Below are 21,713 nucleotides of genomic sequence, written 5' to 3'. Positions count from 1 at the left end.
CCTCATCGCTCGATCGTGCCGGCGCGGCGGATCTTCCGCTGCAACTGCATCACGCCGTAAAGCAGCGCTTCGGCTGTCGGCGGGCAGCCGGGTACATAAATATCCACCGGCACCACCCGGTCGCAACCGCGCACCACCGAATAGCTGTAATGGTAATAGCCGCCGCCATTCGCGCAGGAGCCCATCGAAATGACATATTTCGGCTCGGACATCTGGTCATAGACCTTGCGCAGAGCAGGCGCCATCTTGTTGCACAGCGTCCCCGCAACGATCATCACGTCGCTCTGGCGCGGAGAAGCGCGCGGGGCAGCACCGAAGCGCTCCATATCATAGCGCGGCATATTCACATGGATCATCTCGACCGCACAGCAGGCAAGGCCGAATGTCATCCACCACAGCGAACCCGTGCGGGCCCACTGGAACAATTCTTCCGTGCTGGTGACGAGAAAACCCTTATCGTTCACTTCCGTGGACAGGGCCTGAAAGTAATCCTGATCGGGCTGGCGAACCTCGCCTGGCCGCGCGGCAGGAACCGTTTCACTCACTCCCATTCCAACGCTCCTTTCTTCCAGGCATAGGCAAAGCCGATAATCAGCTCACCCAGGAATACCATCATGGTGATCCAGCCCGGCCAGCCAGTCAGATCGAGGCTGACAGCCCAGGGAAACAAAAAGGCCGCTTCGAGGTCGAAGATGATGAACAGGATCGCGACCAGATAGAAACGGACATCAAACTGATGACGCGAATCCTCGAAGGCCGGAAAGCCGCATTCATATTCGGCAAGTTTGTCTTTGCTGGGTTTGTTGGCACCCGTCAGACGGGATACACCCATCGGAAGGAAAACGAACAATCCGGATAATCCCAGGGCGATGACCAGGAAAATCAGGATCGGCAAATATTGCGTGAGATCGACCAAGTTCTGACTCGACTGTTTAGTTCGGTTGTGTGCGCCCTAATCCCACCCGCCCCCTTGTTCAAGGGCGCATCCAGCAATTTTCGTGTTGTTGCGAACGCCCCGCAATAACAGCGTCATAATTGGCTGAAATTTGCTTTTAAGAGACCTTTTTCCTAGATCAGAAACCGCTGCTAACACTCCGGCAAATGAGAGGCGTTAATTCTTATGTCCGTCTTTTCCCAAAATGACCCTATTGTTATTCTTTCTTATGCCCGCACACCCATGGGCGGCATGCAGGGTGCCCTTTCGGGTGCTTCGGCAACCGATCTGGGCGCCACAGCCGTCGAGGCGGTTGTGCAGCGCGCCGGTGTGGCCGGGGAGGATATCGACCGCATCTATATGGGCTGCGTGCTTCCCGCAGGTCTCGGCCAGGCTCCTGCCCGTCAGGCGGCCCTGAAAGCCGGCCTCCCGAAAAGTGCTGAAGCTACAACGGTTAACAAGGTGTGCGGCTCGGGCATGCAGACCATTATCATGGGGGCCGAAGCACTGGCGGCCGGTTCCGTCGAGGTGGTTGTGGCCGGGGGCATGGAAAGCATGACCAACGCGCCCTACCTTCTCAAGAAGCACCGTTCGGGTGCGCGTCTGGGCCATGACACGGCTTATGACCATATGTTTCTGGACGGGCTCGAAGACGCTTATGACGCCGGTGCGGCGATGGGCTCCTTCGCGCAGGTGACGGCAAATGAATACAAACTGACCCGCGAAGAGATGGACGATTACTCCATCGAGTCGCTCGCCCGCGCCAATAAGGCGATCGAAAGCGGCGCTTTTGCCGATGAAGTCGTCCCCGTCACCATTAAGGGGCGCAAAGGCGATGTCATTGTGGATATGGACGAGCAGCCGGGCAAGGGCCGCCCGGACAAGATCCCCCAGTTGCGCCCCGCCTTTGCCAAGGACGGAACGATCACGGCAGCCACCTCTTCCTCGATTTCCGACGGTGCGGCCGCTCTCGTGCTCACCCGCGAAAGCGTGGCGAAGGAAAAGGGCCTCACCCCGATTGCCCGAATCGTGGGGATGAGTTCTCACGCGCAGGACCCCAAGGCCTTCACCACAGCGCCCGTCGGCGCGATTCAGAAGCTGCTCGACAAGACCGGATGGTCGAAAGACGAAGTGGATCTTTACGAAGTCAACGAAGCCTTTGCCTGCGTCGCGATGTTCGCCATTCGCGATCTCGATCTGCCGCATGACAAGGTGAATGTGAATGGCGGCGCCACCGCACTGGGCCATCCGATCGGAGCCAGCGGCTCACGCATCACGGTGACTCTGCTCAACGCTCTGAAACAGCAGGGCAAGAAAAAGGGCATTGCCAGCCTGTGCATCGGCGGCGGCGAAGCGACGGCTGTGGCCGTCGAACTGCTGTAACGGCGGGTAACGAATATAAACGGGTCCGGCGGGCGCCTTCCTTCAGGGAGCGCCCGCACCCCATAAACGCTTTTCTTCCATCCAGCCCCGGTGGCCGCCTATATCCATATAGCACCACCCTGCCCGGCAATCGCCCAGCTTTCCGACATTGCCCGGCTCGATATTCCAGCGCAAAGCGGAATGGCCATTCGCCTCTTCACGCATCGCAGCCAGCCCGTCGCCCGTTACCAGCGCCGAACGCTCCGGATTGAGCAATCGCGCGACGATCCAGCCCTGCGCACCGTCAGGATCGCGCACCAGACGCCAGCCTTCCTTCAGTCGCACGACCTTTATCGGCAATTGCTTGCGGTGATAGACCCAGTCGATCCGATAGCTCTCGCTCGGCCCCACACGCATATTCACCTTATCGGCACGCAGCGAGGCCCAGTAAGGCACTTCCCGGTCCTGCGCGGCAAGCGACGCAGGACCGGACACTGCCGAAAGGGCAGCAATGGACATAAACAGGCGAGATAAACGGCTCATGCGCCAGTCTTTAGCCGCTCAGCCCGGCAGACTTCAAGCGCTCTCCAGCTTTGCCGGGGCCGATGCGCACCGGACAGCAACCGGACAGACCCTGCCGCGATAGCGAAGGGAGCGGTTCAGACCCGAAATGCCGTCATTCAGCAGCCGGCACGGCCACCCGACCGCCCCACCCGCGCCATCATGTCAGTGATCGGCAGGATTTCGGCCGACGCTTCGTTGAAATCCTGTTGAAGCGTGTCAGGGCTCGGATGGTGAAGCGATTGCCATAGCACAGGCAATGCACCGTTTTGATGGCGCCGCTCACACCCACAGAGACAGATCGGAGGCAGCCGCGCGGCAAACGCTCCTGGATAGGCAGCCTGCTCCCGCACTAGTGGGAATGGAACGATTGACTCATCCGTCCAATTTAGACTGACTCACCGTTCTATCGAAGTGGCCGCAATAGCGTTTGGTGATAAAAAAGCTGCCGTTCCGGATACGCCGACTTAGCGGACGCCACACATGCCGAACTGCAACGTCAGCTTCGCGCCTTCATGTCGGTCATTGGCGTCCGTGTTCCGGGAGTCCGTGAGCAGACATTCAGATCCGTTGATCGAACCCACCGCGCCGAATACGAAGATTTGTTCACCATTGATCGCTCAATGTGGATCACTACTCATCGCTACTCGGGTCACCAGCATCCACTTCAGATTTCTCTGAGGCCTTCGCCTTCTTCGGCTTTGGGAGCATTCTCTCAAATGCTTCGAGAACCTCGAGAGATTTTCTTTTCTCATCAGTTTCTGAGCTTGAATTCAGGGAATCGATTGCCTCACGAGCTGCGACCTTCGTTTCCTTGTCGCTATCCCTCAAAATTAGCCGAAAAAGCTCGGCTTGCTCATCAAGAACTGCGACGCCATCATTTGACGCCAAGAGCGGAAGGATCACATGCCTTGCGGTTTTATCACTAGCATCAGCGAACTTCCCTTCCTCAAGGAATCTCGCCCCTCCAGCTCTAATTAGTCCACCTAGATCCTCCACGTGGCTCCCTGCGTGAATTGTATCGCGAAGATTTTTGTAAAGGGTCGCTCTTGTCCCCGCCGAGACAAAAGCGGTGAGGAAGAACCATCGTTCGCGGACTGGGTTTTCAGCATTCAACAGTTGGGGACGATAATCTTTGAGCGCAGCCTTGAGCTCGTCTCCAAGGCCACCCTTTTGTCCCATTTCATCGCCATATAGTTTGGCAAATCGGTATGCGACGCCCTCTTCTGCGATCCCTTCTTCCCAATCTTCATTAACAAGCTCCGACAATCGCTTTTTCAGATCAACCAAGAGTTGATCGCCATCAACTCCGTCCAAGCCACTTAATCTTAGGAACGCAGCTTCATATCGTGAGCCGCTTTGAACGGCCTCGAGAGCGGCCCAAAAATCGGTTCTTCGGGCGAGAATAGTCAAAGCAGAGTCAAGGAGCTCCTCGCCAATAAGACCGCCAAGCAAACTCACGTGATTGAGCACGTAGGAGGTCGAAAGGCCAACGCAGCCTTTCTCTGACACACAAAGTTTGGCCAATTCCCCAATTGCCGGCCGCAATGATTTTCGTGTTTGCAAGGCTTCTAGAGCAAACGTGATGCGGTCTTTCTTTAGGTACCAAGAGAGTGAGCTATCGAGGTTCTCCGCAAAGTCTTTGTGGTCATTCACCATCTGCTCCCAACTCTTGCCGTTAGGCGCTGCAAAGTCAGTCCCCTTCAACATCATGAGCGCGGTGATGTCCGTCGTGAGCCGCAGATCTTTCTCGGCATCCGCCTCATTGAGTCGATTGGCTAAATGGCCCTGATCAAACAATTGTTGAATGTTGGTTTTTGCGTTCTCGTTTGTGTCATGCAGAATACCAAGAACGTCGACTGAAGGGCCTGTACCGTGGAACGAAGCATTGTTGCCAGCAATCGTACTATTGGCCGTGGCGACAAGGGGGTTCCAATCTGGAGACTTGCCACCCTTGAAGCGAATTGTCGGTCTTTGAGAAAGGGCGCGTGTCGCGGTCGCGACGTCGGTCGACTCGTCTGGATTTTTGAGCGCAGCTTCCAGCGCTGTGATGACCTCTGCGGCTGACTTGTCTGTGGCGAGTATCGGAAGCAAATCACTCGGCACGTCCTCAACCAACGTGAATAGCTCCTTATGCGGGAGCGTGGCCATGACGGTCGGGGGTTTAACGCCACGCTTGATTGCGGCTTTATTTATCAGCTTCAGAGCATCGACGATGGAGTTCAGGCCCTCCCTATCAAGTGAGGCTTCTGGCAAAGAGGCGGCCAGTTGGCTTGCTGAGCTCGTAAGAAACGAAGCCTGTTTGTTGTAAGGCTCCATTGCACCAATAGCTTCAGCGAAGTCTGTCCTGAAAGCGCCGACTTTCCCGCAAGTTGGCCACGTTAGCGCGAGTGTCACCAATCCTCTGGAGGCCCAGCTTTGAGTCTTATGCTCTTCCGAAAGCAAGGCAGCGTTCAAGACGAATTCGGGGTCCGGACCTGGAGTAGTTGCTGCCTCTGGAGGGCCCGAAATCACTTGCTCGTAAACCGCGCTGAAGCCCGGAACAGCGGCCAGTCTTGCAAACTCATCGGCATTTCCCGAGCTAATCGCCGCCTTGAGAGGTTCAAGCAGTAGCGCTTGGTAGGCCTTATCTTTTGTGACACCGTAGTGAAGGGCGAGGACTTCGCGCCTCCAGTCTGCTAGGGCGCGGTCAGCAAGTGGCCGTGTCCCTTCCACGAACTGGGTTGGAGCCTTGGCAATCTGATCGCGATTGATCGCGAAGAGAGCTAGTGAGAGGAAATCTAGTGTGCTTAGACCCCACTGTTTTGCTAGAGCCACAATAGAGTTGACGGTTTTGATGAGTGCGCGAGGCGTGACACGTTGCAGTCTCGTATCCGTCGCCATACGCTCTTCAAGAAATCTTGTTGTCCAATAGACACGCTCCTCCGTCGCGAATTCTCCAAAAGCCTCATTGAGCTTCTGCTTAAAGAATTCTCGCCAGTCAGACATGACTGGATCACTGATATAGAACGATGCATCAAAGGTCTTATCCAGAAATGACTGCGCCAAAGCCGGAGCCTCAGCGGAGCCATTTGACGCGAACATTCGTTCGACGGATCTCTCATCGATTGGCACCACGACGGTAGGAGGCGGCGTAACCTCAACCCCGATTCCATAAAACTCAGGGCCGACGAAAAGGCTTCGTATCGTCGCCCATAGCTCCATGGCATCGTCTTCAGGCAACCGGTCTAGATTGTCGATCACAATCACAAGCTGCATTCGCTTTTCTTTGAGCACAGCCAAAATGTCACGGAACACCACGCGAAACTCAGACGCCGTAGGCTCGGGACTGATTTTGGTGGTTGTGTCAGTTCGCTCAATCGACTGGTTCGTCAAAAGGGCAAGTATCGATTCCTTAGTGTGTGGTTCCCGATGTTCGGTCCAGAAACCTTTTTTCGTGATGCCTAACAGCCAAGATAACTGCCACGGGCGCCACATTATGTAGAAGAATAGTCCGACGACAGCGGGCGCGAGGGTCAAGAGTGCACCAAGAAGGATCAACAATTTCTCGTTGTTTACGTCTTCAGACGAAAGGCCGGCCCCCAACACGACTGTTCCGATTGGGACCAAGGCTAGTGATCCAACAAGCCATTTGCCGGTCGATGAAAGTTTTCGATCTGTCGTTGTAGTCGTTTCCTCGGATTTCCCCGCGAGGTCAGCGAGCCGACTTTCCCAGTCGCGCTTTGAGGAAAGCGAGTTATCAACGAGGTTTTGGATTAGCGCTTCAAGAAATGAACGACGAGGGGGGTCGTTCTGATTAAGCCATGCGTCATAGTTGAATGAATGGATGTATTGAGCACTTCTGGCCAACCGATCTTCAACCTGCTTAACAACAGTGCTTTTTCCACTACCCCAGCTACCCAATAGCCCAATCGATTGGATGCCATTTGGTTCTATGATCACATCAGCAACGGCATCGGAAACTCTTCCATGCGACCCAAAGAAATCTTCGTCTGAAGGGGCATCCTTAATGAACTTTATGTTGAGTTCTTCGTTCGGTTCGGAATCCATACTTACCCCCTGCGATCAGACCTTTGTTTCTTTGGCATCTGTTCATATGCCACACAAGCGCGGCAAGGTTGACTTGACGAAGACCAGGCGGAGAATTCGTAAGGTCGGATGCCTAGATATCTGCGCCCAAGCCTGCCATTCTTAAGCAGAGCCTCGGAAGCGAAATGACCGCTCTTTAGCTGAATTGCGCCTAAAGCGGACAGTCTCCTACCGGCCCAATAGCAGACGTTTCGTTGCGTCATTTGCAACGTCCATTCCCCCCGACATTGCGGTCATTCCGCCATTACGATGAGTCACCTGTAACTGGACGGATGAATCAATCTGGCTGGAATCTGCACCCGCACCATCGCTGAGGGATCGAACAATTCTGTGCGCATGAGCGGCAGAAATGGTCTGGCCCATGGCACGAAATGTCCCAATTTCAGACAAGGCTACCCGGTTCCGGGCTTTTCTTTGATCCCTTCAACAGATTGGCATAGGCCTCTTTTAATTTTGGGGGAGATGCACTCGAATGAAATTCAGAATGGCTGCCTTTCCGGCATTGCTTGCCGTTCCTTCCGCGGGTTTTGGCCAGTCGCCTTATCTGGCCGTCAATGACAGCGGCGACACCGCATGGATCATGATCTGTGCCGTGCTGGCTCTGGTGGCGGCGGTGCCGGGGCTGGCGCTTTATTATGGCGGGCAGGTGACGCGCGGAGTTTTCCGGCGGCTGTTGCGGCAAATCGCGCTCCTCGCCATGGTGATATCGCTTTTATGGATCGTCACCGGCTACACGCTGGCTTTCGGTTTCCCGGCAAATGGCTGGATCGGGGCCGGTAATGCGTGGATGCTGATCCAGCTCGATGCCCTGCGCGACGGGACGCTGGTTCCCGAAAGCAGTTTTGCGTTGTTTCAGATGGGTTTTGCCATTCTCGCGCCTGCCCTCATGCTCGGCGCATGGGCCGGGCGGGCGCGCTCGTCATGGGCTTTGTGCTTCCTCGCGATCTGGAGCCTGCTGGTCTATGCACCGGTCGCCCACTGGGTATGGGGCGGCGGATGGCTGGCTTCTTTCGGCGTGATGGATTTTGCCGGCGGTCTCGTCATCCATGTCACCGCCGGGTTTTCGGCGCTGGTGACAGCCCTATTAATGGGTAAGAGTATTGCCCTGCGCGAAGGTGCCGTACCTGCCCCGCATTCTCCCGCCATGACCGCCATAGGCGTCGCGTTATTATGGCTCGGCTGGTTCGGGCTGATCGGCGGCTCTGCACTGGCGGCAACGGACGACGCTTCCACCGCGCTTATCAATATGCAGGGCGCTGCCTGTATCGCCGGACTGACCTGGACCGTTCTGGGACGGATTCGCAAAACAAGCGACCCGCTGATCGATTGTGCCAGCGGTGCGCTCTCCGGGCTTGTGGTGGTCAGCCCGGCAGCCGGCTTCATATCGCCAGGCGCTGCTATCGTGATCGGTTTGCTCGGCGCTTTGTGCTCCTATGGCACTGCTCATCTGGTCAGGCATCGCCTGCATATAGACGACCGGCTGAATGTTTTTGCCGTTCATGGGACGGGGGGCGTGGTCGGCGTGATTGGCACAGCGATTTTCACGAGCGATGCCCTTGGCGGAACGGGGCTGCCGCAGGGAACCTCGATTGCCGTGATGATCGGCTGGCAGGTCCTCGCAATCGGCCTTGTGGCCCTCTTCGCCTCCTTTGTGGCCCTCTTATGCGCTCTTATGGTCTCCTTGTTCCTTCCCATGCGGATGAGCGAAGAAGAGGAACGGATTCTGGACGAGTTAGAATAAAAATCACGATAAAACAAAAGGCTGCGGAGCAATCTTTACTCCACAGCCTTTGACTGAACCCATTCGACCGGAAATCAGTCGCCGGTCAGGATACGATCCACCAGTTCCTTCACAGTCGGTGTGAAATTGTTGGAATAGAACGGATCCTGCTTGAACCGGAACGCGGCATGGCCGGCGAACATGAGATTTTCATTCACCTCACCGCCATGAGCAATATCTTGTAAAGTCTTTTGAATACAGAAGCTTCGCGGATCTGCGAGACGCCCGGTGGTAAAGTCGTCATGGTCTTTCCAGGAGGAAAAACTGCAATGGGACAAACAGCCCATACAATCCGCCTGATCCTGTCGAATCTGCGTTCTTTCCTCGGAATCGACAAAAATAACCGTATCATCAGGCGTTTTCAGCGCATCGGTATGCCCTTCGGCCACCCATTGCCGCGCCCGCTCGCGATCCTTCGGAGCAACCCAGAAATTCTTGCCCTTAACCCCGACATCAAGCTGTACCGTATGTTCCCCCGCCTCGACGCGGGAGTAAGGAATCTGGCGCTCCGAACGCGCTTCAAGAGTACGCAAAAATGGATTGCGAACCGCAGAACTGTAAAACCCTGTGGGTGAAAAACGGTGCAGAAGCACGTCACCGGGTTCCAGATCGCGCAAAGCGTCCTTCCATCCCTGCGGAATCGGGCTTTCATGCGTCAGAAGCGGGCGGGTACCGTATTGAAACGCTATGGAACCAAGCTCAGGATTGTCGATCCAGTCTTCCCACTCGCGCAGAAACCAGACTCCTCCGGCCATAACAATCGGCACATCGTCGGAGATGCCTTCCTTACGCATCACATCGCGCAATGCTTTAACGCGAGGAAATGGATCTTCCGGCCTGGTGGGATCTTCCGCATTTGACAGGCCATTATGCCCCCCGGCCTTCCACGGATCCTCATAAACTACGGCAGCCATCAGATCGGCGACCTTGTTATATGAGCGCTTCCACAAGGCTCGAAAAGCGCGTGCAGAACTGATGATCGGCAGATAGCTAACATTATACCGGGCAGCTATTTCAGCCAGCTTATAAGGCATACCTGCACCGCAGGTTACGCCGTCGACAAGGCCTCTAGTGCGTTCGAGCACCCCTTCGAGCACTTGCTGCGCACCGCCCATTTCCCACAGGACATTAATGTTGAGAGCGCCTTTGCCCCCTGAGATATCGTGTGCACGTTCGATCTGTGCAACTGCCCCGTCAATGGCGTAATCGATCAGCTGCTGATGGCGCTCTTTCCGGGTCAGCTGTTCATATACCTGCGGAACGATCTTGCCTTCTGCATCGTAACTGTCTGCATTAACCGCACTGATCGTCCCAATTCCGCCAGCCGCAGCCCAAGCGCCCGAACTGGCGTGATTGGTGGCCGAAACACCTTTACCGCCTTCGATAAGGGGCCAGACTTCTCGGCCAGCATAGTTAATTGGCCGTAAACCTTTAAAAGACATTTTCCATCCTATCGTTACCGCTAAGCGGCGACGTCGTCATTCCTGTCACCAGGCTGGCTGCAGGGCTCAATTTTTTCCGGCTGGGGCCGATTGCCCACCACCTCGAACTGGGCGTAATACCCCGCGAGTTCCGGTTTACGGACAAATTCAACGAGACGAAACCCCACTTGTCCGAATTCACAAAAGAGCAGCCGCGGGTCAATCCCATGTCTATCCGTCGGCCGATCCACATCGACAATAATTACCCGGCCGTTTGGCCGCAAAGCTGGTCTCAAGCGCCACAAAAAGGCATAAGGCTCTGAAACTTCGTGATACATATGAATAAGGAAAATACGATCAAAGCTGTCTTCAGGCAATCGGGGATCATCTTCCCTGCCCAGCTTTATCGAAACATTTTCGAGTCTTTCACGTTCAACCCGATTTCCGAGACGCTGCACCACGCCCTCATCAATGTCCTGAGCAAGCACTCTTCCTGAGGCTCCTACCCGCCCTGACAGGCGAACAGTATAATATCCCTCCCCGGCCCCAATATCTGCCACAGTCATTCCCTGGCGCAGATCCGCAAGGTTCATGACTGTCTCAGCTTCCCGCCTGTCGTCGCGCGATTGCTCGGTAGATACATAGTTCACGCCCGTGCTCGAAACAGGGCGATAAGCGCGCGGAAAGTCCCGTGACGTTACAAGACGGTCAGAATTATTCGCGCTGTCACTGCAGGCGTTCGCCCCCAGTGACAGTAAAACCGCGAAAGTCGCCCGCCAGATCAATCGACATCCTCGACTTCGACAGCTTCACCCGTCACACGCTGAGCCAGCGCAGCCGCAATGAAATCATCGATCTTTCCATCCAGAACATCGCCCGGGCTGGTAGAGGTAACGCCCGTACGAAGGTCCTTCACCATCTGATAAGGCTGAAGCACATAAGACCGGATCTGATGTCCCCAGCCTATTTCGGTCTTTTCCTGATATTCACCCGAAGCTTCCGCTTCCCGGCGGTGCAATTCCGCTTCGTATAAACGTGCTTTAAGCATATTCATCGCCGTAGCACGGTTCTTGTGCTGAGAGCGGTCATTCTGACTCGCGACTACGATACCGGTAGGAAGATGCGTAATACGAACTGCGGAGTCAGTGGTGTTAACATGCTGTCCACCCGCACCGCTGGCGCGATAGGTGTCGATCCGAAGGTCGCCTTCATTAACCTCGATTTCGATATCGTCATCGATGACCGGATAAACCCAGACACTCGAAAAGCTGGTATGGCGACGAGCAGAACTGTCATAAGGGCTGATGCGGACAAGGCGATGCACACCGCTTTCAGTCTTCGCATAGCCATAAGCATTTTCACCTTTGATCAGCAGGGTAGCCGATTTGATCCCCGCCTGATCGCCGGCATGATAATCGACCAGCTCGACCTTGAAGCCCCTCTGTTCTGCCCAACGCGAATACATACGCTGAAGCATCTCCGCCCAGTCCTGGCTTTCCGTACCGCCAGCTCCGGCATGAACTTCCAGATATGTATCATAGGAATCCGCTTCACCGGATAACAGAGCCTGCACTTTATCGGCATCAGCCCGTTCAGCCAGACGTTCGAGCGTCTCCAAGCCTTCGGTCACCGTATCATCATCGCCTTCCGCTTCACCAAGTTCCACGAATTCAACGGCATCCGACATTTCCTGCGTGATCTCGTTGACCGTTCCCACCGCCGATTCAAGGCGACGGCGTTCGCGCATGACATTTTCGGCTTCCTTGGGATCATCCCACAAGGTCGGATCTTCAACCCGCGCATTCAGTTCATCGAGACGACGCAATGCACGGTCCCAGTCGAGGGATTTGCGCACCAACGCCAGTGCAGCTTCGATACGGTCTATCTGAGCCTGCCCTTCGGCACGCATAACAATTCTCCAATTGATCACGATCCGCTTAGCGAAAGCGTAACCTTTACGAAAGTGGTGGGTAAGTGCTGCGCACAAACAAAAGCGCGCGAAACGCTCTTTGGCGAATACATCTCTAGAAAGCGTGTTGGCCGGCAACCTGGTCAGTGATGCAGGGACTGTACAGCTTTCAGCGTCCGCGCGACATGCTGACGCCAGTCAAGATCGGAATGAACCATAACAACCCGTCCGTCCTGTCCGATCACATATGAGGTACGATCACTCATCCCGGTGGCCTTGCCCTTCATCACCATAGCAACGTCATAGTCACTGATAATAGCGGGTGTTGCCTGACCAACCGGAAACGCATCACGACACTCTTCAGTCGAAAAGCGCTTTAGAGTGGGAATGTCATCTGCCGAAAGACCGATGACCTGAGCGCCAGCCTTGTGAAAATCATCCATCGCTTCAGCAAAAGCGTTGGATTCCAGCGTACACCCCTGCGTGAATGCTTTCGGGAAAAAATAGAGCACAACTGGCCCCTTTTTCAGGGCCTTATCCAAATCGAAGGAAAAAGACTGCCCAGCCAGAGCCCCTGTAGTGACAAATTCGGGCGCTTTTACTCCCTGATCCAGAGCTGCAAACGCAGGCATGGCGGACACAGTGAGAGCGAGTCCGCCGCACAGGGTAAGAAGAGCTGTTTTCATATCCTTATGATGGACTCCTGCAGAGACGAAGTCCAGCAAGGAGTGACGATACATACCAACCCTCACTTCAACTTTAATTCCGGATTTCTAGTAAATTCCACCCTGTTCCTCTGCAAAATTGCCCGGCGCATTACCGTTGGAACTCGAATCCGCCTTTGCCCGCGCTTCACGTCGGCGCAATTGCGCAATAACCAGCTCACGCAAGGCATCTATCTCATCCTGTCGGGCATTGCGGCGAGGTTCCGTATCGGGTTTAAAGGCTTCCCAGATAACCGAAGCCAATGGTTCTCCGCTTGGCCAGGCATCGAAGACACGATGCCCGGTTCGCCGGTCGATCCTCACCATTCGAATGCCCTCGGGCGCCAGAAACGGTCGTCCGTTCCACTTATCGCGTGTTTCCTTGACAAACTGCTTGAAGATAGGCGCTGCATAGGTCCCTCCCTGAGCATAACCACCCATGTTACGCGGCTGGTCGAAACCCATATAGACGCCAGCGACAATATCGGGCGAACCGCCGACAAACCAGACATTCGTCGGCCCCGTGGTCGTTCCTGTCTTGCCGAACAAGGGCAGTCCTAAATCTCGTAAGACAACGGCAGTACCACGCTGGACCACGCCCTCGAGCATATGCACCGTCTGATAGGCTGTGCGCGGATCGAGCACCTGCACGCCCTTCTGGGCAAGACGCGGCATCGGTTTGCCGTCCCATTCATCCATATTACAGCCGGTACAATCACGCGTATCGGCCCGCCAGATGACCTTGCCATGGCGATCTTGCACATAATCGATCACGGTAGGCTGATGCTGAAGACCATGATCGACAAGAGCGGAATAGGCATTGACCATCTTCAAAACGGTCGTGTCTCCTGCGCCAAGAGCAAAGGCCGGATAAGGCTTATATTTGCCGATCCCCACGCGATCGATCGTTTTCACCACATTGTCCATCCCCGAGTCCATCGCCACATGGATCGTCATCAGGTTACGAGACTGTTCAAGCCCCCAGCGCATCGTATGTTCACCGCCTGAACGACCGCCATAGTTACGGAAACACTTTTCACCCAAATTGGAGCCCTGATAATAGCAATAGGTCTTATCAGGGACCATGGTGGCGGGCGTGAAGCCATTATCGAGACCGGTGGCGTAAACGAATGGTTTGATCGTTGATCCCGGCTGCCTGTCTGCCTGCGTAGCACGATTAAAGGAACCGAGCCGGAAATCGAAGCCTCCCTGCATTGCGAGAATACGGCCTGTGGCGGGATTTTGGGCAAGGAAGCCGCCGGAAACTTCGGGGACCGTACGCACGCGATACTGGTTATTTTTTGGCGAAGCGACAATCACATCGCCCGGCTTTAAAGCGTCGGGTAAATTGGTAAGAGGGTATTCTTTGCCATCGGTAAAACCAATAGTCGCAGAATTCCCGTTACGTTTCGTCACCACACCGACACGCCAGTCCTGATAATTGATTGACAAATATGAACTGGCAAGTTGACTACGCCATTCGCCATCGTCGAAATTGATCGTGGCAATAGGCCCGCGCCACCCTCTATTGGCGTGATAACGCAATAGACCCGCACGCAAACTGTCCCGCGCAGCTTTCTGCAATTCAGTATCCAGCGATGTGCGTACCCACAGGCCACCTGCATAAACACTATGCGGCCCATCCTCGGCCGTCTCACCATATTTCGCCATGAGCTGACGGCGCACTTCTTCCAGGAAGTAGCCGGCATCGGCGGAGCGCGTCGGGGTGGCGTGATCGACCAAGCCCAGCGGTTTGGCTTCTTCCCGCGCCGCTTCCGCTTCTGTAATATGGCCGTTCTCAGCCATCTGACCAAGCACCCAATTACGTCGCTCCAGAGCAGCATCGTAGTGCTGCTTGCGGCTATAGGTTTCCGGTGCTTTGGGCAAAACTGCCAGATAAGCCATTTCATGTAGGTCCAGATCGCCTACATCCTTGTCAAAATAAGCACGCGCTGCGGCCTGAACCCCGAAACTGCGCCGACCGAGTGGAATCTCGTTTAGATAAAGCTCCATAATTTGCTGCTTGGTCAGCACACCTTCAATTCGGTGCGCCAAAATCATTTCACGCAGTTTGCGGGTGATCGAATATTCATTGCCAACCAGAATATTCTTGGCGACCTGCTGCGTAATCGTCGAACCGCCTCGTGCGCGCTCGCCCGACCCCAGCTTACTGACGTAATCCACTACCGCACCGGCAAGGCCGGTGAAATCGACGCCGCCATGCGTCCAGAAAGTCTTGTCTTCCGCCGATGTGAAAGCATTTACCAATTGCGGTGGAAAGTCCTGAAACTGAAGCTGTACGCGCCGCTCACGGGCAAAACTATGCACAATCTCGCCATCAATCCCACGCACCATAGTCGGCAAAGGCGGTTCGTAGTCGAGCAGTGTTTCGGCATCCGGCAAATCGCGAGCGATCAAAATCCAGCCGGCGATCAGTCCAAGTACCCCCAGAGCACATAGAACCGCGCCCCAGCGAAACAGACGACGTTCCCGCCAGTTCCGGGCACAAAAGCTCACGACACCACGCGTGTCACGCCGAATACGATAGCGAAAATACTCGCCGGTGCTCAGTTCTTTATCGGACATGGTCGGAGCCCTTAGCACGCAATTTCTGTCTCGCGCCAGAATGAAGCGGCCTGTGGATAGATTTGCCTCTACAACCGCAGCTTTCAGGCCAAGGCACTAGCAAAGACAAGTCGAGCAACCAGGCTCAGCGAGTTTTCCATTTCCCACTTCAATTATCCCGCAGTTGACATAATGCTCAGCCTGCATTCTCGACAATGCTATCTTGCTGATATGAATGTCGAATAAAATATATCCGGACAGCACGTGCCAGACTATCGGCTATAGTCTTTCGACCTTCCGCCGAGGCAAGATGCGCCGCATCATCCTGATTGGAAATAAACCCTGCCTCGTAAAGCACTGAGGGGATGTCGGGCGCACGCAGCACACGTAGCGCCGCCGACCGTCTTGGACTGGACAAAAAATCAAGCTGCCCTCTCCCTTCGCGCAAGATCAGCTCAGCTAGTTCAACCGAATTTTCCTGAGTCTGGCGTTGGGAGAGCTCCACAAGAATAGAAGTGACCTTATCGTCTCGCCCGTCCAGCGAGGCACCATTGACGATATTACTTTCATTTTCACGCACAGCAAAGCGAGCGGCGGCTTCACTCGATGCCTCATTGGATAGAGTGTAGACACTCGCTCCACTCAATTCCTCATCCGAACCACCAGAATCCGCATGAATGGAAATGAACAAATTCGCTCCTAAATCACGAGCAATCGCAACCCGCTCATCCAAAACAAGAAAGCGATCATCACGTCGGGTCATAGCCACACGTACACCGCCCTGCTCAAGGAGAGCATTACGCAAAGCCTGAGCCAATCGCAGCACCACAGCTTTTTCCTGTAGCCCTGATCCCGACGCCCCGGGATCGTATCCGCCATGTCCCGGATCGATCACAACCAATGGTGCAGCGGGACTCTCAGCCCCTTCTATATGCGGCAGACCAACCGTTTTACCTGCATGAGGCAATTTTATACGCAGCACGTAATCAGGAATGGGCTTAGACGACAACAGCAGCCACCATGCCAGGGCAAAAAATACACCAACACCTATGAGCCCTCCCAGCAAAATGGCTATTTTAGGCCAGCGATACATCATTCAATGCGCCTTAAACGACAAGCAGGGCAAAAAAGACGCGTTTTGATAAGGTAATTTTACCAAGGCGCGCAACAAGGTTGCTCGATTTTCAAGTCGATGCTAGCAATTGCATACCGGGCAACAAAGCGTCCGGCTTTGATCCGGGATAACATACCCGGTTTTACGTACAGGTTGATGCCATAATGAGAAGTTCCAGCCCGTTTCTCCCGCCGCAGCTAGCAGCTTGCGCAGCGGCAGTGACCCAGGCTGATGCGCGGACAGTACCCCTGCGCCTTCTTTTATCGGTCGAAACATTTCCTTCCGCCACTGTCCGGTCGGACCGTGGCGCCTTTAACATTTCCGCCAACGACAAGGCATATCGTCTCCTGTCTTGCGGAACTCACACATTTGCGCGCGCTCTCCCCTCAAGGATAAGCACCGGGTTCTGTATCTCGGCAGCATATAGGCCAGCAAGGGCATCGCGCGCCCGGAGAATAATGAATGGCAACGCGCATGTTAATCGATGCGCGCCACCCGGAAGAAACACGGGTGGCGGTCCTCAAAGGCAACCGCATTGACGAGTTTGACTTTGAATCTGCTGAACACAAGCAGATCAAAGGTAATATTTATCTGGCCAAGGTAACGAGGGTCGAGCCCTCTTTACAAGCTGCCTTTGTCGATTTCGGAGGCAATCGTCACGGATTTTTGGCGTTTAGCGAAATTCATCCCGACTATTATCAGATTCCGAAAGAAGATCGCGACGCTTTACTCGCAGAAGAGCAGGCGCATGCTGATGAAGAAGCCGCCTTGCGAGCCCGCGAAGACGACGACGATGTTGTTGATGATAGCGATGACGATCAGGATGACGATGCGCCCGGTGTCGAGGAAATCGACACTTCGGAAAAAGATGATGTCGCCACTATAGAAGACGGTCAGGTCGACGGTGACACGGATAATGAAGCCAGCGACTCTGAAGATGAAGAGGAAGGCGAATCCGAAGAAAACAACGGCAATCGTACGCGCCGTGGCCGCAACCGGCGTGGTCGCGGCCGCCGCCAAGGCGGGTCACGCAGCAAGGAAATGGACGATCTGCGTGCCAGACGCCAGGCCCTGCGCCGTCGTTATAAAATTCAGGATGTTATTCATCGGCGGCAAGTTCTGCTTGTTCAGGTCGTCAAAGAAGAGCGTGGCAATAAAGGAGCGGCTCTCACAACCTATCTTAGCCTAGCTGGTCGCTATTGCGTGCTGATGCCCAATTCCAGCCATGGTGGCGGAATTTCACGCAAGATTTCTAACGGATCGGATCGCAAGCGGCTGAAGCAGATTGTCTCCTCGCTGGAATTGCCCCGCAGCATGGGTTTGATTGTCCGCACGGCTGGGCTGCAACGCACCAAGACTGAAATCAAACGCGATTTCGATTATCTCGCCCGCCTGTGGGACGAGATTCGCAGCCGCACAATGACCTCAACAGCACCCGCAGTAATCCATTCGGACAGCGATCTCATCAAGCGTGCGATCCGCGATATTTATAATCGTGAAATTGAAGAAGTCGTGGTCGAAGGAGAGGAAGGCTATAAGGCCGCCAAGCAGTTCATGAAACTGCTGATGCCAAGTCATGCCCGACGCGTAAAAGCTTATGCCGATCCCGTACCACTGTTTCAGCGCTATGGTGCGGAAGATCAACTTTCTGCGATGTATGATCCGGTAGTCCAGCTCAGATCCGGCGGTTATCTGGTCATCAATCCAACCGAAGCGCTAGTCTCGATCGACATCAACTCCGGAAGGTCCACTAAGGAACACGGCATCGAGCAAACAGCGCTGTCTACTAACCTCGAAGCTGCGCAGGAAATTGCCCGACAGTTGCGTCTGCGTGATATGGCTGGGCTAGTCGTGATCGACTTCATCGACATGGAACACAATTCCAATGTCCGTAAGGTCGAACGCTGCATGAAAGATGCCCTCAAGAATGACCGCGCTCGAATTCAGGTCGGACGGATTTCCGGCTTCGGGCTGATGGAAATGAGCCGTCAACGCTTGCGAACAGGCGTGCTCGAGGCAACAACTCGCTCCTGTCCACATTGCGATGGTACTGGGCTCGTCCGTACCGCCTCCAGCGCCGGCCTTTCGGCTCTGCGTGTGATTGAAGATGAGGCGGCTAAGGGCAAGGGCACGATTATTTCACTCTACGCCTCCACAGAAGCAGCCGTCTATCTTCTTAACGCCAAACGCGCCGACCTGGCCGAGATTGAAAGACGCTACGGCGTTAGCGTTGAAGTTATCCCTGAAGGCGAAGATGAAGGGGCAAAAATGCGCGTGGCCAGCTCTGGCCCTCGCCCCTCTTCCACGCCAAAATTCGATCCTATCATCGACGATGATGAGGAAGAAGACAGCAGCGATGCACGCGACTATGTCGAAGATGAGGATGGGGATGACAAACCCAAGAAGCGCCGTCGCCGTGGAGGCCGTCGTCGCAAGAAGCGGCAGCCTGACATAGACGAGCAACAGGATCACAATGACAATTCTTCCGAGGATGAAGCGGATTCCGAAGAGGATAGTGAACCCGACAACGAAATCGCTTCTGAAGATGATGCGGAAGACAAACCCAAGAAGCGCCGTCGCCGTGGAGGCCGTCGCCGCAAGAAGCGGGACGATCAGGAGAGCCCAGAAAGTTTCGAAGATACCGATGATACGGTATCTAGCGAAGTCTCAGAGGAGGTATTCTCAGAAGCAGGTGATGTCCCTGCCGATGAGCCTAAACGACTCAATAGTGACGTGACTGTTACCGCCGCCAAGCCAGAAGAAGCACCCTCCTATACTCCTATGGCTGAAACTGAAGAGGAAGAAGCTCCAAAACCTAAACGTCGCCCTCGCCGCAAGAAGACTGAGACACCTGCAGAGGCAGAGCTAGACACAAAGGAAACGGGCGCTGTAAAAGTTGAGGAAGAAACGCCTAAGCCCAAACGCCGGACACGCCGAAAAAAAACCGATTCCGAGCAGACATCCGTAGCAGGTCAGGAAGGCAGTGAAGTATCTTCGGAAACGACAGAAGAGGCTCCTCCCAAACCGAAACGTCGCACTCGCCGAAAAAAGGCTGAACCTGCTGCTGATGGAAACGAAGCATTAGCGGATAAACATGCTGCTGATATGGCAACTGAAGAACAGATTGTTACAAGCAGTGAGGCCGTAAATAATGAGTCTCCGCCTGTACCGGAAAGCCCGACAGGCCCGGCCCCAGCGACAGATAGTGCTGCTGAAGAAACTGGCAATACGGAGAATGAGTCAGATTCTCCTTCTATCGAGGTGGAAGGTGGCGACACTTCGGGCCCTCCTCGTCGAGGATGGTGGCAACGTACATTCGGTAACTAATCACAAAACCCCTCCTCTGGATTAGTCAGAGGAGGGGTTTTCTCTGTTCAACAGTCATCTCTAGGCGCAGATGGAAAAGCTATTCAGACCTGACGCCGTTCAAAATCGCAAACAGCAATAGCTTTGCGAATGATTGCTTTAACAATGTCTATTGGACCGGATTCTCACTCCTGACGCTGATAACTGGCCAGAATATCCTGCCGCATGGCTGCTCCACTATCCGACCGTGAATAGAACATGTGCCCCCCCGGATACATATGCAGATTGACGCGGCTTTGGACGCCAAAATCAGGCATTTGTGCAACAATCAGACGAGATGCGTAATAGGGGCAGGACAAATCGTTCCAGCCATGCACGATATTGACCACCATCTTCGGATCAATTGAAATGGCCTGACGCAGATCGCTGACTGGGCTATCCGTATCGTCACGATCCCAGGCACGGTTCACATCATAAGACAGAGCATTATACCATGCATCGATTTTCCATCCCACCTGCCTTGTGACGAAATCGACCATCGCGGAAGTCGTCGGTGCGATCAGAGTGGTCAAAAGCGGATCATTATACTGCGCATCTGCCTTGGATGGAAAAGGATCATAGGCGGTATAATTAGAATCATAAACGGAGCCGATCAGCCCCTGATCACGACGAATCTCCCGCAGATAGGTGCCAATATCGATCCTGCCGTTCATGCGTTTGACAAGCGCGGGATCAAGACCGGTCAATTCAGCCACTTCGGCAGACAAACGTGCCGTTGCCGCCTTATCATTCAATCCAGCAAGAAAATCCTGCGCAAACTGCGTACGCACATACTTCTCTATCGGAGCCATAGTCTGTTGACTAAGAGGTATGCCCTGCCGCTCCATATGCCCTGCAGCCATACTTGGCAGATTGATCATCCATGGCAGAGGTGACAGCGCATCATCTTGTCCAATGGCCGGCGGGTCAAGATAGGGTGAGACCAGCGTCATACCCGAAACTCCAACTCCCATCTGCGTCTGCAAGTAATAGGCAAGACGCGGCACACGATATCCACCATAGCTTTCACCCACCAGATATTTGGCGCTGGTCAGCCGATCGTTCTTGACGAGCCAGTCATAAACGATGCGACCGAGGTAATGGATATCTGAATCGGCTGTATAGAATGCTTGGCTGGTCTTTTCCTCATCCACCAGGCTACGTGAAAAGCCTGTCCCAATTGGATCAATAAACACCAGATCGGTAAAATCGAGCCAGCTATTGGGATTATCTTGCAATACGGCCGGATCGGATGGCACGTCCCCTTTCGCGCCAAAATTAACTTTTTTCGGACCGATGGCTCCGAGATTAAGATAGACAGAGGCCGCTCCCGGCCCACCATTGAACGCGAAAGTCACGGGCCGTTTCTGTGCGGCACCGGGTACAGTATAAGCAGTATAGACAACTTCTCCGATCGTTTTGCCCTTCTTATCCTTCACCGGAAGCGAGCCAACCGTAGCTGTATAAGTGATGCTTTTGCCGCCGATCATCGCAGTCTGTTTGATGGACTTGTCATCGGGCAACGGTGCGAATTGTGCCTGCCCCTTATCGCTTTGCACAGAATTCGCGGAATTTGGCGTGCTGGCAGCCCAAGCTGGGGCGGTAGAAACAAGAAGCAGAGCCAGAGAAGCTGGCAGCACGATCCGCATAGCATAATCCTTTGGTGTCGATATGAAACGATTTACCGTCTTTAAAGACGGTACAATGTCATGCCGCAAGGGCTTTACAGGCACTCTTACCACTGTGCTTCATCGACATATCAAGAGCATCGCTTTAGCTATGATGGCAAGCCCCTAAGAGAAGCCATAGAAAGTCCTTCGGCCTGCCCATACACTCAACCATTCACGACAATAATTGTGGACTGTTAGAGAATAGTGATAGTGCGATTTACGATAACCAAACGATGTTTATCACGACTGTCGTTTGCCG

General features: G+C 54.4%; 14 protein-coding genes. 3 read left to right on the top strand and 11 right to left on the bottom strand.

Features of this window, described 5'->3' with window-relative positions; genetic code table 11:
• Nucleotides 1-2: 2 nt before the first annotated feature.
• On the bottom strand, nucleotides 3-551 hold the full coding sequence (locus D6851_RS01940) for a NuoB/complex I 20 kDa subunit family protein (RefSeq protein ID WP_120323168.1): 549 nt from the start codon (nucleotides 549-551) through the stop codon (nucleotides 3-5).
• Complete coding sequence (locus tag D6851_RS01935) at nucleotides 542-916, bottom strand: NADH-quinone oxidoreductase subunit A (RefSeq protein ID WP_120323167.1); 375 nt, start codon at nucleotides 914-916, stop codon at nucleotides 542-544. Before D6851_RS01935 ends, D6851_RS01940 begins: the two co-directional genes overlap by 10 nt.
• Before the next feature lie 204 nt (nucleotides 917-1,120).
• On the opposite strand from D6851_RS01935, the gene D6851_RS01930 reads away from it, so the two are divergent.
• On the top strand, nucleotides 1,121-2,317 hold the full coding sequence (locus D6851_RS01930; RefSeq protein WP_120323166.1) for a thiolase family protein: 1,197 nt from the start codon (nucleotides 1,121-1,123) through the stop codon (nucleotides 2,315-2,317).
• A gap of 42 nt (nucleotides 2,318-2,359) precedes the next feature.
• On the opposite strand, the gene D6851_RS01925 is transcribed toward D6851_RS01930, so the two are convergent.
• Both D6851_RS01925 and D6851_RS01920 read right to left on the bottom strand, forming a co-directional pair.
• Nucleotides 2,360-2,839 (bottom strand): SH3 domain-containing protein, encoded by a 480-nt coding sequence (locus tag D6851_RS01925; RefSeq protein WP_120323165.1) that lies wholly within the window; start codon nucleotides 2,837-2,839, stop codon nucleotides 2,360-2,362.
• 651 nt (nucleotides 2,840-3,490) lie between these two features.
• A complete protein-coding gene (locus D6851_RS01920) occupies nucleotides 3,491-6,907 on the bottom strand; it encodes a P-loop NTPase fold protein (RefSeq protein ID WP_120323164.1) in 3,417 nt (1,138 codons plus the stop codon).
• A 523-nt stretch (nucleotides 6,908-7,430) separates the two neighbouring features.
• Between D6851_RS01920 and D6851_RS01915 the strand changes: the two genes are divergently transcribed.
• Nucleotides 7,431-8,687 carry an ammonium transporter gene (locus D6851_RS01915; protein ID WP_238473892.1) on the top strand — a complete coding sequence of 419 codons (1,257 nt, stop codon included), beginning with the start codon at nucleotides 7,431-7,433 and terminating at the stop codon, nucleotides 8,685-8,687.
• A 74-nt stretch (nucleotides 8,688-8,761) separates the two neighbouring features.
• Here D6851_RS01915 and D6851_RS01910 read toward each other — a convergent pair whose 3' ends face one another.
• The 6 genes from D6851_RS01910 to D6851_RS01885 all read right to left on the bottom strand — a co-directional run bounded on the left by D6851_RS01910 (nucleotide 8,762) and on the right by D6851_RS01885 (nucleotide 16,421).
• Nucleotides 8,762-10,168 (bottom strand): NAD(P)H-dependent flavin oxidoreductase, encoded by a 1,407-nt coding sequence (locus D6851_RS01910; protein ID WP_120323162.1) that lies wholly within the window; start codon nucleotides 10,166-10,168, stop codon nucleotides 8,762-8,764.
• A gap of 20 nt (nucleotides 10,169-10,188) precedes the next feature.
• A complete protein-coding gene (locus D6851_RS01905; RefSeq protein ID WP_420797073.1) occupies nucleotides 10,189-10,797 on the bottom strand; it encodes a class I SAM-dependent methyltransferase in 609 nt (202 codons plus the stop codon).
• 131 nt (nucleotides 10,798-10,928) lie between these two features.
• Complete coding sequence (prfB, locus tag D6851_RS01900; protein WP_120323160.1) at nucleotides 10,929-12,056, bottom strand: peptide chain release factor 2; 1,128 nt, start codon at nucleotides 12,054-12,056, stop codon at nucleotides 10,929-10,931.
• 143 nt (nucleotides 12,057-12,199) lie between these two features.
• A complete protein-coding gene (locus tag D6851_RS01895; RefSeq protein ID WP_120323490.1) occupies nucleotides 12,200-12,742 on the bottom strand; it encodes a peroxiredoxin in 543 nt (180 codons plus the stop codon).
• Between the two features lie 87 nt (nucleotides 12,743-12,829).
• Nucleotides 12,830-15,346: a penicillin-binding protein 1A gene (locus tag D6851_RS01890; RefSeq protein ID WP_120323159.1), complete on the bottom strand. Its 2,517-nt coding sequence runs from the start codon at nucleotides 15,344-15,346 to the stop codon at nucleotides 12,830-12,832.
• A gap of 175 nt (nucleotides 15,347-15,521) precedes the next feature.
• Nucleotides 15,522-16,421, bottom strand: coding sequence for an N-acetylmuramoyl-L-alanine amidase family protein (locus D6851_RS01885; protein ID WP_238473891.1), 900 nt, complete (start codon nucleotides 16,419-16,421; stop codon nucleotides 15,522-15,524).
• Between the two features lie 480 nt (nucleotides 16,422-16,901).
• Here D6851_RS01885 and D6851_RS01880 point away from each other — a divergent pair, with 480 nt between their 5' ends.
• The gene (locus tag D6851_RS01880) at nucleotides 16,902-19,766 is read left to right on the top strand and encodes an Rne/Rng family ribonuclease (protein ID WP_120323157.1); all 2,865 of its coding nucleotides are present in this window, start codon (nucleotides 16,902-16,904) and stop codon (nucleotides 19,764-19,766) included.
• Nucleotides 19,767-19,930: 164 nt separating this feature from the next.
• Here the strand turns inward: D6851_RS01880 and D6851_RS01875 are convergent, their stop codons facing one another.
• A complete protein-coding gene (locus D6851_RS01875; RefSeq protein WP_120323156.1) occupies nucleotides 19,931-21,433 on the bottom strand; it encodes a S10 family peptidase in 1,503 nt (500 codons plus the stop codon).
• Nucleotides 21,434-21,713 lie beyond the last annotated feature (280 nt).

The organism is Altericroceibacterium spongiae, assembly GCF_003610805.1.
In the GTDB taxonomy this organism is placed as follows: Bacteria; Pseudomonadota; Alphaproteobacteria; order Sphingomonadales; family Sphingomonadaceae; genus Altericroceibacterium; species Altericroceibacterium spongiae.
This window is presented reverse-complemented; position numbering and strand designations above follow the sequence as displayed.